This is a genomic window from Pseudomonas sp. GD03875, from assembly GCF_029840585.1.
Classification (GTDB): Bacteria; Pseudomonadota; Gammaproteobacteria; order Pseudomonadales; family Pseudomonadaceae; genus Aquipseudomonas; species Aquipseudomonas paralcaligenes.
In genome coordinates, this window is record NZ_JAOCCV010000001.1 from 61,521 (window position 1) to 77,185 (window position 15,665).

The window sequence follows — 15,665 nt, forward strand, 5'->3', positions numbered from 1 at the left end:
GAGCAGCCCAGCGGAGATCAACTGACGTAGTACGCGACGGTACCGCTCAGCCAGGGAACGAGAGCCAGCAAGAACAGTCCGGCACATAGCAGCAGGCCTCGCCAGCCACGGGTATGCACCAGGTAAGCAGGCAGAACTACCGGCCAGAGAAAGAACAGGAAGGCGCCGAATTCGTAGGGGCGGTGGTAGCCACGCCGTTTCGCATCAGCCAGGCACCAGCAGGCCAGCATCAGCGCAAAGGCCCAGCTCATCAGTGTTTCCGCTTCGCGCGAAGGGTAATCCCCCCAATACCCCATCACCGAGTAATGCAGGATCGAAATCCCGATCACCATTCCCCATGCGATCTTCATGAACATCCCTGTCGTTACAATGCTGCGGCAGTTTCCATCGCCGGGCCCAGGTTAGGCAATGGCTACGCCGGGTACCCGGTGATCTCGCGGATGCTGCCGTACAACGGCCGCAGCTGCTTGTACATGCGCAGGTAGACCTCGCGGTAAAGCCGCTCGTACACCGCCACCGCCTGGGGATTGGGCTGGAACACCTTGCCGACCCGGGTCATGGCGGCGATGGCGGTGGGGAAGTCCGGGTGCAGGCCGAGGCCGACAGCGCAGTCGATGGCCGCGCCGAGGCCGGAGGTCTCGTACAGGTGCGGGCGCTCGGCCGGCAGGTTGAAGATGTCGGCGGTCAGCTGCATCGCCGCGTCGCTCTGCGAGCCGCCGCCGGAAATGCGCAAGCGCTCGATCGGGGTGCCCGAGCGCTTCTCGATGCGCTCCCGGCCCTGGCGCAGGGCGTAGGCCAGGCCCTCGAGGATGGCCCGGTACAGGTGGGCGCGGGTGTGCACGTCGCCGAAGCCGATGATCGAGCCCTTGGCCTCCAGCCCCGGCTCGCGGATGCCCGGCGACCAGAACGGCTGCAGCATCAGGCCCATGGAGCCCGGCGGCACCTTGTCGACCAGCTCGTCGAACAGAGTCTCGGCCTCCACCCCCAGCTCCAGGCCGCGCTGGCGTTCGGCGTGGCCGAACTGCTCCTTGAACCAGCTGACCATCCAGAAGCCGCGGAAGATCATCACCTCGGTGTTGAAGTGGTCGGGAATCGCCGCCGGATAGGGCGGGATCAGCGGGATGGTTTCCAGGTACTTGGCGCGGGTGGTGTTGATGGTCGCCGTGGTGCCGTAGGACAGGCACGCCGTGCTCGGCTCCACGCCGCCGGCGCCGATCACCTCGCAGGCCTTGTCCGAGGCCGCGGCGATCACCGGCAGGCCCTCGGGGATGCCGGTGTGGGCGCTGGCCTCGGCGGTGATGGCGCCGATGCGCTCGCCCGGCTTGACCAGCTCCGGCAGCATCTCCGGGCGTACCGGCAGGGCCTGCCACTTCCAGTCGCCTGGCTTGGCCCAGCGCAGGCGCTTGTAGTCGAACGGCAGGTAGGCCACGCAGCTGCCCACCGAGTCGACGAAGCGGCCGGTCAGGCGGTGGGTGAGGAAACCGGACAGCAGCAGGAACTTGTGGGTGCGCGCCCAGACCTCCGGCTGCTGCTGGGCGATCCAGCTGGCCTCGGCCTGGGTGCGGAAGTAGTCCACCGTCGCCTCTTCGCGCAGCAGGCGGAACAGCCAGCCCCAGGGGCCCTTGATCCGCCCGTGAACCTCGGCCCGGCGCTGGTCCAGCCAGAGGATGGCCGGGCGCAGCGGCTTGCCGGTCTGGTCCACGTTGATCAGGGTGCCGCGCTGGGTGGTGACCGAGACGCCGGCGATCAGGCGCTTGTCGACGTCGACGCTGGCCCACAGTCGGCGACAGGCCTCTCCGAGGCTGGCCCAGTAGTATTCCGGGTCCTGCTCGGCCCAGCCGGGGTGCTCGGAGTAATAGGGCTCCAGTTCCACCTTGCCCTTGCCGACCAGGTTGCCGGCCAGATCGAAGAGCAGCGCGCGCACGCTCTGGGTGCCGTTGTCGATGGCCAGCAGGTAGTTCTTGTCGTTCACGAAGATGACCTTTCTGATCCCGTAGGAGCGAGCTCTGCTCGCGAATGGATTCCGGTTCGCGAGGCGGAGCCCGCTCCTACTCCGGCAGGCTGTAGCACTGGCGCCACAGCGCCAGATAGCGTTGTTGTTCTTGTTCCCAGCGCGCGTCGCTCCAGCCCAGGCGTAGCTGACACAGCTCGCGGATGCGCGGCAGCTCGGCCACGGCGCCACCCGCCAGCAGCAGGCCGATGCGCGTGCGTCGCAGCAGCAGGTCGTCCAGGTGCAGCACCAGCTCATCGTCGCAGGCCAGCGCCAGTTCGGCCCACAGGGTATTGCTGGCGCCGACGCAGCCGTCGCCGAGGGTTTCGACCAGCCGGGCCAGGCGCGGCAGCGCGGCGCCGTGGCGGCCGGCCAGGCGCCGCCGCTGGGCCGTGCCCAGGTTCGCCAGCAGCGTCGGATCGGCCGCCCGGAACACCGGCTGGCCGGCATCCGCCACCTCCCGGCCGAGCATTGGCGCACAGGCCCGCAGCACTTCCAGGGCCAGCAGGCGGAAGGTGGTGAGCTTGCCGCCGGCCAGGGTCACGCAGCCGGTCTCGGTCCACAGCGCGTGTTCGCGCTTCTCGTCGGACGGTCTGCGAGCGGCGCTCTCCTCTTCGCTGACCACCGGACGCACACCCGCCCAGGTGGACAGCACGTCGGCCCGGCCGATGCCGGCGCCAGGGAAGACCTGGGCGCAGGCCGCCAGCAGGTAGTCCACCTCCTGCGCCGTGATCCGCGCATCGCGGCTCAGCGGCTCGTCATGGTCCAGGTCGGTGGTGCCGACCACCGTGGCGCCCTCCCAGGGGAAGACGAATACCGGGCGCTGGTCCTCGGCGTGCATGAAGCTGATCGCCTGGGCCACCGGCAGGCGCCAGGCCGGCAGCAGCAGATGGCTGCCGCGCAACGGGCGGATGTGCTCCAGGCCGCTCTTCTGCCGTAGTTCGTCGGCCCAGGCGCCGGTGGCCTGGGCCACGACGCGGGCGCGAAAGGCGAAGCGGCGGCCGCTGTCGGCGTCCTCGGCGACCAGCCCGACCACCCGCCCACCGTCGCGGCTCAGCTCGACCACGCGCAGGCCGTTGAGCGCCTCGCCGCCGTCCGCCCGCGCCTCGTCCAGCACGCGCATGACCAGGCGGGCGTCGTCGGTCACCGCGTCGCTGAAGCGGGTGGCGCCGAGCAGCGCCTGCTCGCGCATCCCGGGCGCCAGGTAGCGCAGCTCGCCAACCGGGTAGTAGCGGTGCAGGCGCTGGCCGGCCAGGGCGTCGTATACCTTGAGCAGGCCGCCGAACACCCGCGGGCTGGGGAACCGGCCGCGATAATGGGGAAACAGGAAGCCCAGCGGATCGACCAGCCCGGGCGCCTCGCCGAGCAGACGCTGGCGCTCGCGCACCGAGTCGCGGGTCAGGCCCAGCTGGCCCTTGGCGATGTAGCGCAGGCCGCCGTGGACCATCTTCGACGAGCGGCTGGAGGTGCCCCAGGCGAAGTCGCGCTGCTCCAGCAGCAGGCAGCGCCAGCCGCGCCGGGCCGCCTCGCGCAGGATGCCGGCACCGCTGATGCCGCCGCCGACCACGATCAGGTCCCAGTCGCGCGCCGCCAGTTCGGGCAGCGCGGCTTCACGCCAGGTGGCGTTCCAGCTCATCTCAGTCTTCCAACAGGACGCCGGGGGCCAGCCGCTGCTCCGGGTCGAAATGCCGGGCCATGGCCTGCAGCGCCGCCATGCCCAGCTCGCCCTTCTCCACCGCCAGGTACGGCGCGTGGTCGCGGCCGACGCCGTGCTGGTGGCTGATGGTGCCGCGGTTGTCGGCGATGGTCCGGCTGGCGGCGTGCTTGAGTTTCGCCCAGCGTGCCTGGGTCGCCTCGTAGCTGTCGCCCGGGCGGAACACGTAGGTGGTGTAGATGCTCGAGCCCTCGCCATAGACGTGGGACAGGTGGGTGAACACGTGCACCCGCTCGCCCTCGTCCGCCAGGCCCTGGCGCAGGCTGTCCTCGACCCGGTTCAGCAGGGTGTCGACGTTGCTCCAGTCGGTGGCGGTCTCCAGGGTATCCACCGCGTAGCCGGCCTCCCACAGGCCGTGGCGCAGGTAGGGGAAGCGGAAGCGGTTCTCCGCCCACTTCTTGCCCAGCAGGGTGCCGGTGAACACCCCGCCGAAGCCCTTGAGCAGGCGCTTGGCCTGCTTCACCGACAGGGCGTTCTGCGCCCGGTTGCCGGTGACGCCGAAGGTCAGCATGCACTTGCCGGCCCGCGCGCCACGCAGGGCCAGGTAGCGTTCGAGCAGGGCGATCTGCTCCGGGTGGCCGGCCAGGGCCAGCTGAGTCTCGGTCTCGACGGCGTTGGACAGGCGCAGCATGGACAGCGGCACCCGCGCCTGGGCCAGGGCGCGGATGCCGGCCAGGGCCTGCTGCCAGCTGGGCAGGAACACGGCGAAGAACTTCTCCTGCTCGGCCAGCCGGGTGACCCGCACGCGCACCTCGGAGATCACCCCGAAACGGCCTTCGCTGCCGAGGATCAGCTCGCGCAGGTCCGGGCCGGCGGCCGAGGCCGGGAAGGTCGGGATGTCCAGGGTGCCGGCGAAGGTTTCCACCTTGCCGCCGGCGAACAGTTGCTCGATGCGCCCGTAGCGCAGCGACTGCTGGCCGCTGGAGCGGCTGGCCACCCAGCCGCCGAGGGTGGACAGCTCCCAGGACTGCGGGAAATGGCCGAGGGTGTAGCCGCGCGCCCGTAGCTGGGCCTCCACCTGCGGGCCGGTGGCGCCGGGACCGAAGGTGGCGACCTGGCTCTGCTCGTCGAGGTCGAGCAGCTGGGTCATGCGCTCCAGCGACAGGGTCAGCACCGGCCTGTCGCCGGCCGCCGGGTTGATGTGGCCAGCCACCGAGGTGCCGCCGCCGTAGGGAATGACGATGGCGTCCTGCTGCCGCGCCCAGGCGAGCAGCTCGCGGATCTGCGCGGCGGTCTCCGGCAGGGCCACGCCGTCGGGGAAGGCGCCGAACTCGCCGGAGCGCATGGCCAGCCAGTCCGGCAGGCTCTGGCCGCGGGCGTGGCGCACGCGCACTTCGGCATCCAGGCTGACCAGCGGGTGGCGGCTGCCCAGGCGCGACGCCGGCACCCGCGCCAGCACCTGCTCCAGGCTCGCGTCCGGCAGGCGGCGGCCCGCGCCGACCAGCCCTTCGAGAAAGGCCGCGCCGTGCGCCGGCAGCTCCACCACAGTGGCTTCGTCGCCCCATCCGTTCCAACGTCGCATCCGCCCTCTCCCACCTGTTCCGCTGTTGTCCGATGGCTGCCTATACTAGCCAGCCGCCCGGCCCGGTCACTGTCGAATCGGGCCAGCGGCTGTCGCCAATCAAGCCAAGCAGAACAACAAGAAAACCATGCTCACCCTCGGCTATACCTCGGTCCCCGCCCTGATCAAGTATCTGCGCCACGCCGAACAGCTCGGCCTGGACGTGGAAGCCGCCCGCGACGCCGCCGGCATCAGCCCCGACGACCTGGCTGACAACGGCAGGCGCCTGCCCAGCGAAGTCCACGAACGCCTGCTGGAACACCTGCTGCGCGTCTCCGGCGACCCGCTGTTCGGGCTGCGCTCGGCGCGCTACGTGCAGCCCGGCTCGTGGAGCGTGCTCGGCTACATCACCATGAACTGCGCCACCCTCGGCGAGGCCATGGGCCGCATCGTGCCGTACGAGAAGCTGGTCGGCGACATGGGCACCAGCAGCGTGGAGATGGCCGGCGACCACGTGCGGCTGATCTGGAACTGCCGCCACGAACACCCGCAGATCCGCCGCCACATGATCGAGAACGTCCTCGCCTCCTGGCTGCTCTACGCGCGCTGGATCGCCGACATGGACCGCTCGCCGCGTGAGGTGTGGTTCGAGCACGACCGCCCGGCCGACGCGCCCCAGGCGGACTACGAGGAGGTGTTCGGCTGCCCGGTGCTGTTCGGCCAGCCGTGCAACGCCCTGCTGGTGCCGCTGGACTACCTGGGCATCCCGCTGCGCCAGGCCGACGCCAACCTGCTGCGCACCCTGGAGGAACACGCGCTGACCATGATGGCCGGCCTGGACGACAACGAGCCGCTGCCGCAACGGGTCAAGAACGCCCTGCGCCTGCTGCTCAAGGACGGCCTGCCGCGCAAGGAGAAGGTCGCCGAGAAATTCCACATGACCGTACGCACCCTGCAGCGCCACCTGCAGCAGTCCGGCACCAGCTACCAGGAAATCCTCGACCAGCTGCGCCAGGAACTGGCCGAGCACTACCTGCTGCGCAGCGATCTGGCGATCCAGGACATCGCCAGCTACCTTGGTTTTACGGAGTCGCGCTCCTTCCACCGCAGCTTCAAGACATGGACCGGCCTGACCCCAGGGATGTACCGTGAGCAACATCAAAAGGCCATTACTAGCAGTTTGCCTATACGGGATACTCTGTGATCAAATCGACAGAAAGCCGGCACCCATAAGAAAGTCAAAAATACGCCCGCCAATTAATTGACCAAGCCTGTCAATTGCACCCAGTTTCGCTGGCCCCCAAAGGACACCAAGGCCTTCCCGGGAGGGAGTTTTTTTGCGCCCGCAGTCGATTGAAAAGCAGCCCATCTCGAAGGTGGGCTTCGTTCAGTACTTCGTTGCCTTCACGCGGCTGCTGCACGGGTTCACCGCCGTGCTGCCCGGCCTGCTGCTGCTCTGGGCGCTGAACGGCGAAAGTGCGCTGAACCAGCACTACGCCGCCCTGCTGATGTTCTTCGGTCTGATCACCGTGCTCATCTTCCAGGCCACCGGCGTCTACGACGACGAGCTGTTCAGCAACATGCTGCGCTTCCGCCTGATGTTCCTCAGCTGGCTGGCGGCCTTCTCCCTGCTGGCGTTCATGCATCAGGCGCTGGGCCTCTTCCCGCTGATCCCCCTGCAACAGCTGCTCGTCTGGTTCGTCGCCGTGCTCCTTTTGCTCGGGGCGGAACGCCTGCTCCTGCTGGGCGTGCTGCACCGGCTGATGCGCCACGGCCGGCACCTGCAGAACGCGGTGATCCTCGGCGGCACCGACAACGGCGTGCGCATCGCCGAGTACATGCAGCGCAACGGCGACATCCGCCTCGGCGTGATCGGCTTCATCGACGACCGCAACACCCGCATCGAGGACACCCTCGCCGACCTGCCGGTGCTCGGCGACACCAAGCTGCTCGAACAGATGATTCGCGAGGACCGCGTCCAGCAGGTACTGGTAGCCCTGCCCTGGAGCGCCGAGACCCGCATCGGCCACATCGTCGCCCGCCTGCGCAAGCTGCCGGTCACGGTGCTGCTGGCGCCGGACATGCTGGCCCTGCGGCACGCCCACAACCGCATCACGGAAGTGTCCGGGCTGCCGATGTTCAACGCCTCCGAGCTGCCGCTGCGCGGCTGGTCGCCGCTGATCAAGCGGATCGAGGACCTGCTGCTGGCCAGCCTGGCGCTGATCCTGATCTCCCCGCTGATGGCGCTGCTGGCCATCGCTATCAAGCTCGACTCGCCCGGCCCCGTGCTGTTCCGCCAGAAGCGCTACGGCTACAACAACCGGCTGATCGAGGTCTACAAGTTCCGCTCCATGTACCACCAGATGGCCGACGCCAACGCCGAGCGCCAGACCACCCGCGGCGACGCCCGCGTGACCCGGGTCGGCGCCTTCATCCGGCGCACCAGCCTGGACGAGCTGCCGCAGCTGTTCAACGTCCTGCTCGGCAGCATGTCGATGGTCGGCCCGCGCCCCCACGCCACGGCCACCAAGGCCGCCGGTATCCTCTTCGAGGACGCGGTGGAGACCTACAGCGCCCGTCACCGGGTCAAGCCGGGCATCACCGGCTGGGCGCAGATCAACGGCTATCGCGGCGAGACGGACACCCTCGAGAAGATCGAGAAGCGGGTCGAGTTCGACCTCGAATACATCGAGCACTGGTCGGTGTGGTTCGACCTCTACATCCTGTTCCGCACCCTGCCGGCCATCGTCATCACCAAGGAGGCCTACTGATGAGCGCCCTGATTCCCTGCATCGTCGCCGGCGGCTCCGGAACGCGCCTCTGGCCGGTGTCGCGGGAGGCGCGGCCGAAGCCGTTCATGCGCCTGCCCGACGGCGAGAGCCTGCTGCAGAAGACCTTCCTGCGCGCCAGCCGCCTGCCCGGCGTGGAGCGGGTGCTGACGGTGACCAACCGCGAACTGGTGTTCGGCACCCGGGACGACTACCGGGAAGTCAACCCGCGCCACCTGCCGCTGGACTTCCTGCTCGAACCCTGCGGCCGCAACACCGCGCCGGCCATCGCCGTCGCCGCCCTGCACGCGCAGCGCGAGTACGGCGACGACGCCCAGCTGCTGATCCTGCCGGCCGACCACCTGATCGGCGACGAAGCCGCCTTCGCCGCCGCCGTGGAGCAGGCCCGCGCCCTGGCCGCAGCCGGCTACCTGGCGACCTTCGGCATCCGCCCGACCCAGGCGGAGACCGGCTACGGCTACATCGAGGCGGGCGAGGCGCTGGCCGAGGGCGGGCGCCGCGCCCAGCGCTTCGTCGAGAAGCCCGACGCCACCACCGCCCAGGCCTACGTCGACGGCGGCCGCCACCTGTGGAACGCCGGCATGTTCTGCCTGCAGGTGGACAGCCTGCTGGGCGAGCTGCAGCGCTGCGCCCCGGACGTGCTGGAAACCGCCCGCGCCAGCCTGGATGCCGCCACGCCGCTGCGCGGCGACGGCTGCGTGCAGTGCGAACTGCCGCAGGAAGCCTTCGCCCTGACCCCCGACATCTCCATCGATTACGCCCTGATGGAGCGCTCCGACAAGGTCGCCGTGGTGCCGTGCGACCTGGGCTGGAGCGACATTGGCTCGTGGCACGCCATGCGCGACCTGTCGCCAAGCGACGAGGCGGGCAACCAGGTCAACGGCGAGGCGATCCTGCACGAGGTCAGCAACTGCTTCATCGACAGCCCCGACCGGCTGGTCGGCGCGGTGGGCGTGCACGACCTGATCGTGGTCGACACCCCCGACGCGCTGCTGATCGCCGATGCCCGACGCAGCCAGGACGTCAAGTACGTCGCCCAGGAACTCAAGCGGCGCGGCCACGAGGCCTACCGCCTGCACCGCACGGTGAACCGGCCCTGGGGCACCTACAGCGTCATCGAGGAAGGTTCGAACTTCAAGATCAAGCGCATCGTGGTGCGCCCCGGCGCCGCCCTGTCGCTGCAGATGCACCACCACCGCAGCGAGCACTGGATCGTGGTCAGCGGCATGGCCCGGGTGGTCAACGGCGAACGCGACTTCCTGCTCGACACCAACCAGTCCACCTTCATCCCGGCGGGCCACAGCCACCGCCTGAGCAACCCGGGCATCATCGACCTGGTGATGATCGAGGTGCAGAGCGGCGAATACCTGGGCGAAGACGACATCGTGCGCTTCGAGGACGTCTACGGCCGCATCGCGAGTACCGAGAACAAAGCCTGATGCGCACCGCCCTGATCATCCCGACCCGCAACGCGGGCGCCCACCTCGACCGCCTGCTGCCGGCCCTCGCCGCGCAGACGCTGCGGCCCGACGAGTTCCTGGTGGTCGACAGCGCCTCCCGCGACGACACGGCGGCGCGCCTGCGCGCGGCCGGCGCCCGGGTCGAGACAATCGCGCCCGAGCACTTCAACCACGGCGGCACCCGGCGCCTGGCCAGCCAGATGGTCGACGCCGACGTGCTGATCTACCTGACCCAGGACGCCATCCCGGCCAACCGGCACAGCTTCGCCCGCCTGGTCGCCGGCCTGGGCAGCGAACACGACATCGGCGTCGCCTACGGGCGCCAGCTCCCGCACCCGGGCGCCGGCCTGCTCGGCGCCCAGTCGCGGCGCTTCAACTACCCCGAGCGCAGTCGCACCAAGCGCCAGCGCGACGCCGCCGAACTGGGCATCAAGACCTGCTTCAGCTCGGACTCCTTCTCCGCCTACCGGCGCGACGCGCTGGAGGCCGTGGACGGCTTCCCCGAAGACGTGATCGGCAGCGAGGACGCCTACGTCGCCGCGCGCATGCTGCTGGCCGGCTTCGCGGTGCGCTACGCCGCCGACGCCGAGGTCTACCACTCGCACGACTACCGGGTGCTGGAGGAGTTTCGCCGCTACTTCGACATCGGTGTGTTCTACGGGCGCGAGGAGTGGATTCGCCAGGCGTTCGGCTCCGCCGGCGGCGAGGGCCTGCGCTACGTGAAGGCGGAGTTGCAAGCGCTGCGCGCCGCCGGCGCCCTGTGGCGGGCGCCGGAAGTGCTGCTGCGTACCGCCATGAAACTGCTGGGCTACCACCTCGGCCAGCGCGAACACCTGCTCGGCGTCGGGCTGAAGCGCCGCCTCAGCATGTTCCCGGGTTACTGGAAGTGAATATGGGTTTTCAAAGGAAAGTCACCATCATGAGAGCGTTTCTGCTGCTTGTTCTGACGTTGGGCCTGGCCGCCTGCACCACCCCGGCCCGGGTCGGCCTGCCCGACTCGGATACCGTCGAGGCCGGCCAGGCCGCCGTGCTGACTCTCGCCGACCTGCCACCCGTACAGGAGCGCATCTATCCCGGTGACGTGCTGCGCATCGTCCGCGAGAGCGGCGAGACGCCCACCATCTCCGCCTTCACCGCCAACTCGATCTACGAGCTGACGCTGTACACGGTGATGAACGACGGCAGCTTCGCCTACCCCTTCATCGGCCGGGTGGAAACGGCGGGCAAGACCCCCGAGCAGCTCAGCGCCGAGCTGCGCGAGCGCATGGCGCCCTACTACCGGGAGCCCGGGGTCACCGTGAACATCAACCAGGCGCCGGGCAACACCGTCTTCGTCGGTGGCTCGGTGCGCAACCCGCAGCCCTACTCGACCAGCGTCGCCAACACCCTGGAGCGGGCCATCATGGCCGCCGGCGGGGTGATGCCGAACGCCGACAGCCGCCACGTGGCGCTGCTGCGCTCGGACGACAAGGGACGCTACAAGACCTACTTCGTCGACTTCAGCCAGCTGCTCCACGGCGGCGACGAAGGCCGCCAGTCCACCGCCCTGCAGCGCGGCGACGTGGTGTTCGTGCCCAAGTCCGGCGTGGGCGACCGCATCGACGGCGTCGACCTGTACCTCAACCAGCTGATCCCCTTCACCAAGTCAATCGGCATCGGGGCCAACTATGACCTCCGCGGCAACAACAATTAAGGGACCAGCTCATGATCGAAATCCGCACTTTCCGTGATCTGCTGCGCCTGTTCTTCATCTTCTTCCGGGAGTTCAGGCTGGCGGTCATCGCCACCTTCGCCGTGGTGATGCTTGGCGCCTTCCTGTTGCCGACTTCCTACGAATCCAGCGCCCGCCTGCTGGTGAAGCCGGGGCGCGACACCAACACCCTGCCCATCGAGGTCGCGGACCGCCCGTCCATCGTCATGCCGGCCACCCAGCGCGACCCGATCCTCGACGAGGAGCGCATGCTCACCGGCCGCCCGATCAGCCGCCAGGTGGCCGAGCGCTATCTGGAGGAACTGGCCAACGCGCCGCGCCCCGAGGGCTTCTTCGCCACCGTCAAGTACTACGTCGGCAAGGCCGTCAGCGGCACGGTCGAGCTGGCCCGCGACTTCGTCCAGCTGCTCGGCCTGTCCGAGGACCAGACCCCCGTCGACCGCCTGGCCACTAAGCTGAAGAAGAACTTCAGCGTCACCCACGCCCCGGGCTCCTCGGTGATGGAGATCAGCTTCCGCTGGAGCGACCCGGCGGTGGCGCAGTCGGTGGTGCAGAGCTGGGTCGACCTGTACATGGAAGAGCGCACCCGCGCCCTCGGCCGGCGCAGCCTGTACGACTTCTACCTGGCCCAGAGCGAGGCCAGCACCGCCAGCATCCTGCAGCACAAGCAGGAGCTGGCCAAACGCCTCAACGATCTGGGCGCGGTGGGCATCGAGGCGCACCTGCAGAACCTCTCCGAGCGCATCAACCAGCTGCGCAGCGACCGCTTCAACACCTGGCGCCTGATCTCCTCGACCGAGGGCAGCCTGGCCACCCTCGACCGGCAGATCAAGAGCCTGCCGTCCGAGGTCCGCACCGTCCGCGAGATGGCCCTCAACCCGATCCACCAGGACCTGCTGCGCACCCTCAACGCCAAGCTGGCCGAGCGCGAGGACCTGCTGCGCACCTTCACCGAGAACGCCCCGCCGGTGAAGAGCATCGACGAGACCATCGCCAACCTGGAGAAGCGGGCCAAGGCCGCCGAGGCCACCGTGCAGGTGTCGCAGAACCAGGCGCCGAACCCTATCGCGGAGCGCCTGCGCAGCAACTTCATGGACCAGCAGTCCGACCTCGCCCGCCTGAAGGCCCAGCTGATCCGCCAGGACGAGGAGCTGAAGACCCTCGAGGAACAGCGCGCCAAGGCCCTCTCCATCGAGCCCGAGCTGGCGCGCATGCAGCGCGAGCTGAGCGCGGCCGAGAAGAACTTCGCGCTGTACAACGAGAGCCTGGAGAAGGCCCGCATCGACCGCGAGCTGGACAACAGCCGCATCAGCAACATCGCCATCATCGAGCAGGCCACCTACAACCCCAGCCGGGTCTTCCCCAAGAGCCTGCTGATGATCCTCCTGGCCGTGCCGCTGAGCGTGCTGGTGGGCTTCCTGGTGGTGTACCTGTGCTACCTGCTGGACCAGCGCATCCACGACGGCGGCCGCTTCGCCAGCAAGTTCGGCATCCCGCTGTGGACCACCCTGCCGGAAGTGGCCGGCGACCCGAACCGCAACAGCGGTTTCGTCGCCGCGCTGTACCGGCTCTACGGGCTGCTGCCGTTCGAGCGCATCGCGGAGCGCGGCCTGGTGCTCGGCCTGACCGCGGCGCGCCGTGGCGAGGGCGTCAGCTTCATCATCGACCACCTGCAGCGCCTGCTGACCGAGCGCGGCCACTGGGTGCGCGTCGGCGAAGGCCCGGCCCAGCCGGGTGAAATCGTGCTGGTGGACGCCTCCGCCCTGCTGTCGAACCCGCAGGCCATCGTCAGCCTGCGCGGCGCCGACCTGGTCGCGCTGGTGGTCGAGGCCCAGCAGAGCAACGTGCCCACCGTGGCCCATGCCATCGACGTGCTCAACACCGCCTTCGACAAGGTCGACGGGGTGATCATCAACCGGCGCCGCTTCGAGGTGCCCGATCGCGTGCTGCGGGTGATGGCCAAGGCCCGGGGCGCGGTCTGATGCGGATCGCGCTGCTGGCGCCGTTGCCGCCCGAGCAGACCGGCATCGCCGACTACGCGGCGCTGTTGCGCGCCGCCCTGCAGTCGGTCGGCGTCGAGGTGCTCACGCCCCTGGAGGGCTGCGGCAACGACCCAGAGCGCGCGCTGGCCAGGGTGGCGGCCTTCGACTGGAGCGGCGTGGACCTGGTCCATGCCGAACTGGGCGGCGGCCGCCTGGCCGAGTTCCATGCGCTGCGCGCTCTGCGCGCGCGCTTCCCGCGCCTGCCGCTGACCGCGACGGTGCACGACCCCGAGCGCCTGGTCTGGCGCCGCGCCAGCCTGCCCTGGCCGCTGTCGCTGGCCAGCACCCTGCCCTCGCCCTGGCCCCAGGCCGCCACGGTGCTGGCCGACCCGCTGTGCCTGCACGAGGAGCGGCGCCTGGCGCACAGCCTGGACGCCCTGATCACTCTCACCGCCACCGGCCGCGACTGCCTGGCCCGGCGCATGCGCCTCGCCCCGGGCAAGGTCCACGTCATCCACCACGGCAACCAGGCCATCGCTTCCGCGCCGCTGCCGCCCCTGGAGCCGCTGCGCCTGCTCTACTTCGGCTTCATTTACCGGGGCAAGGGCATCGAGGACCTGGTCGACGCCCTGGCGCTGGTCATCGCCCGCCAGCCGGATGCCGGCAAGCGCCTGCGCCTGACCCTGGCCGGCGGCAGCGCCCCGGAAACGGCCTTCGAGCCGGGCGAAAGTTATCTCGACCAGTTGCGCCGGCGGATTGTCGAAAAGGGACTGGCGTCGCAAATCGAGTGGCGCCTGGACATTCCCGCGCAGGAAATCGCGGGTGAAATCCAGGCCCATCACGTGATGGTGCTACCTTATCGGGAGTCGAAGAAGCTCGCGCTGCTGGGCGCCCAGCGAGGCACCAGCGGCGCGCTGTCCTGGGCGGCGGCCTGCGGGCGCGGCGTGATCACGTCCGACGCGCGGGCCTTCGCCGAGGAAGTCTCGACGGGCAATGGCACTACCTTTCCTCAGGGCGACGTCCAGGCACTGGCCGCCCGCCTGCAAGACCTGTTGGAGCAACCGGAGCGTTGCCGGCAGTGGGCCGAACGGGCCGCCGAAATCGGACGGGAGCGGCTCTGGCCGCTGACCGCGACGCGTTTCAAGGCGCTGTTCGCCGACTTGAGCGGAGGAAACCATCATGTGGAATAGACGCGTTCTCTGGCTGATGATCCCCATCGTCTGCCTGATCGTCGGCGTGGCCATGTTCAGCGTGCGCGACGCCGAGGCGGTGACCAGCCTGAAACCGAGCCGAACCGTGGTGTGGAAGGACTACCTGGGGGTCAACGCCCAGTTCCACTTCTTCCCGGAGGCCACCTACCGCAAGCAGATGACCCGCCTGCGCGAGCTGGACCTGGAATGGGTGCGCATCGCCATGCACTGGGCCGTGCTGGAGCCCGAGCGCGGCCAGTACTACCGGCCGTTCGACGAAGCCGCCCAGGCGATGGCCGAGAACCAGCTGAAGCCCGTCGGCTTCCTCGCCGGCTCCGCGCCGTTCGCCACCAGCGCGCCGGCCAACTCGCCCTACCAGGACTCCTACCCGCCGACCAACAACCGCCTGTACAGCGACAGCCTGACGCGCTTCATCGAGCGCTACCCGAGCTTCAAGGCCTGGCAGATCTGGAACGAGCCGAACCTGCCGTCCTTCTGGCGCCCCCGGGAAGACCCGGACGCCTACGCCGCGCTGCTGGTGGACGCGGTCGACACCGTGCGCCGGCGCTTCCCGGACACGCCCCTGGGCACCGCCGGCATGGCCTATTTCAGCCAGATGCCGTCGCGCAACATGGAGCTGATGCTCAAGGTGCTGCTGGAGCGGGGCCTGGCGAGCAAGAACCTGATCGTCTCCTACCACCCCTACACCGAATACCCGGAAGGCAACTCGGCCGGCAAGAACGAGCTGCTGGACACCGTGCGCTACATCAACGGCGGGCTGCGCGGCGCGGGCGTCAAGCAGGTCTGGGCCACCGAGTGGGGCTGGTCCAGCTACGCCGGGCCGGAAGAGGCGCAGGCCATCATCGGCGTCTCCGGCCAGGCCGACTACACCCTGCGCCGGCTCGCCCTGATGAGCGCGCTGGACTTCGACCGCATCTTCCTGTTCAACCTGAGCGACCTGGACGCTCGCGCCAGCGTCCGCGACCAGTCCTACGGCCTGCTCGACCTCGACGGCAACCCTAAGCCCGTGTACACCGCCCTGAAGAACTTCCTCCGGGTCACTGGGCCGAAGCTGGCGCCGGCCGACCCGCCTGCCTTCGCCAATGCCCCGCGGGACCTCTACAGCGTGGCCTGGAAGCGCAACGACGGCCGCCGCCTGCTGATGGTGTGGAGCGCCTCGGCGGGCAAGCTGGGCCTGCGCGGCGTGCGCCAGGCGACCCTGCACGACCCGCTGAGCGGCAAGGAGCAGAGCCTCGCGGCGGACAGCGGCACCCTCACGGTCTCGCTCAAGCCTAGCCTGCAGTTACTGGTTCTGGACTGATAGATGC

The 15,665-nt window shown here is 69.3% G+C and carries 12 protein-coding genes; 8 read left to right on the plus strand and 4 right to left on the minus strand.

What is annotated here, in order from left to right; all coding sequences use genetic code 11:
* Positions 1–17 precede the first annotated feature (17 nt).
* The 4 genes from N5D30_RS00325 to N5D30_RS00340 form a co-directional block, all read right to left on the minus strand.
* Positions 18–350 (minus strand): hypothetical protein, encoded by a 333-nt coding sequence (locus N5D30_RS00325; RefSeq protein ID WP_279907170.1) that lies wholly within the window; start codon positions 348–350, stop codon positions 18–20.
* A gap of 62 nt (positions 351–412) precedes the next feature.
* Positions 413–1,972, minus strand: a complete 1,560-nt coding sequence (locus N5D30_RS00330) for an FGGY-family carbohydrate kinase (RefSeq protein WP_279907172.1) — start codon at positions 1,970–1,972, stop codon at positions 413–415.
* A 76-nt stretch (positions 1,973–2,048) separates the two neighbouring features.
* The gene (locus N5D30_RS00335; RefSeq protein ID WP_279907173.1) at positions 2,049–3,626 is read right to left on the minus strand and encodes a glycerol-3-phosphate dehydrogenase/oxidase; all 1,578 of its coding nucleotides are present in this window, start codon (positions 3,624–3,626) and stop codon (positions 2,049–2,051) included.
* Position 3,627: 1 nt separating this feature from the next.
* Positions 3,628–5,226 (minus strand): FAD-binding oxidoreductase, encoded by a 1,599-nt coding sequence (locus N5D30_RS00340; protein ID WP_279907175.1) that lies wholly within the window; start codon positions 5,224–5,226, stop codon positions 3,628–3,630.
* A 127-nt stretch (positions 5,227–5,353) separates the two neighbouring features.
* Between N5D30_RS00340 and N5D30_RS00345 the strand changes: the two genes are divergently transcribed.
* The 8 genes from N5D30_RS00345 to N5D30_RS00380 all read left to right on the plus strand — a co-directional run bounded on the left by N5D30_RS00345 (position 5,354) and on the right by N5D30_RS00380 (position 15,658).
* Complete coding sequence (locus N5D30_RS00345) at positions 5,354–6,409, plus strand: AraC family transcriptional regulator (RefSeq protein ID WP_279904784.1); 1,056 nt, start codon at positions 5,354–5,356, stop codon at positions 6,407–6,409.
* Positions 6,410–6,542: 133 nt separating this feature from the next.
* Positions 6,543–7,976, plus strand: coding sequence for an undecaprenyl-phosphate glucose phosphotransferase (locus tag N5D30_RS00350; RefSeq protein ID WP_279907176.1), 1,434 nt, complete (start codon positions 6,543–6,545; stop codon positions 7,974–7,976).
* Positions 7,976–9,433, plus strand: a complete 1,458-nt coding sequence (locus tag N5D30_RS00355) for a mannose-1-phosphate guanylyltransferase/mannose-6-phosphate isomerase (RefSeq protein WP_279907177.1) — start codon at positions 7,976–7,978, stop codon at positions 9,431–9,433. The genes N5D30_RS00350 and N5D30_RS00355 overlap by 1 nt, the downstream gene beginning before the upstream one ends.
* Positions 9,433–10,344 (plus strand): glycosyltransferase, encoded by a 912-nt coding sequence (locus N5D30_RS00360; protein ID WP_279907178.1) that lies wholly within the window; start codon positions 9,433–9,435, stop codon positions 10,342–10,344. The genes N5D30_RS00355 and N5D30_RS00360 overlap by 1 nt, the downstream gene beginning before the upstream one ends.
* 29 nt (positions 10,345–10,373) lie before the next feature.
* The gene (locus N5D30_RS00365; protein WP_220814962.1) at positions 10,374–11,147 is read left to right on the plus strand and encodes a polysaccharide biosynthesis/export family protein; all 774 of its coding nucleotides are present in this window, start codon (positions 10,374–10,376) and stop codon (positions 11,145–11,147) included.
* 11 nt (positions 11,148–11,158) lie between these two features.
* Complete coding sequence (locus N5D30_RS00370) at positions 11,159–13,147, plus strand: exopolysaccharide transport family protein (protein ID WP_279904787.1); 1,989 nt, start codon at positions 11,159–11,161, stop codon at positions 13,145–13,147.
* Positions 13,147–14,337, plus strand: a complete 1,191-nt coding sequence (locus tag N5D30_RS00375) for a glycosyltransferase (RefSeq protein ID WP_279907179.1) — start codon at positions 13,147–13,149, stop codon at positions 14,335–14,337. The genes N5D30_RS00370 and N5D30_RS00375 overlap by 1 nt, the downstream gene beginning before the upstream one ends.
* Positions 14,327–15,658 (plus strand): beta-xylosidase, encoded by a 1,332-nt coding sequence (locus N5D30_RS00380; protein WP_262880262.1) that lies wholly within the window; start codon positions 14,327–14,329, stop codon positions 15,656–15,658. Before N5D30_RS00375 ends, N5D30_RS00380 begins: the two co-directional genes overlap by 11 nt.
* Positions 15,659–15,665: the final 7 nt, after the last annotated feature.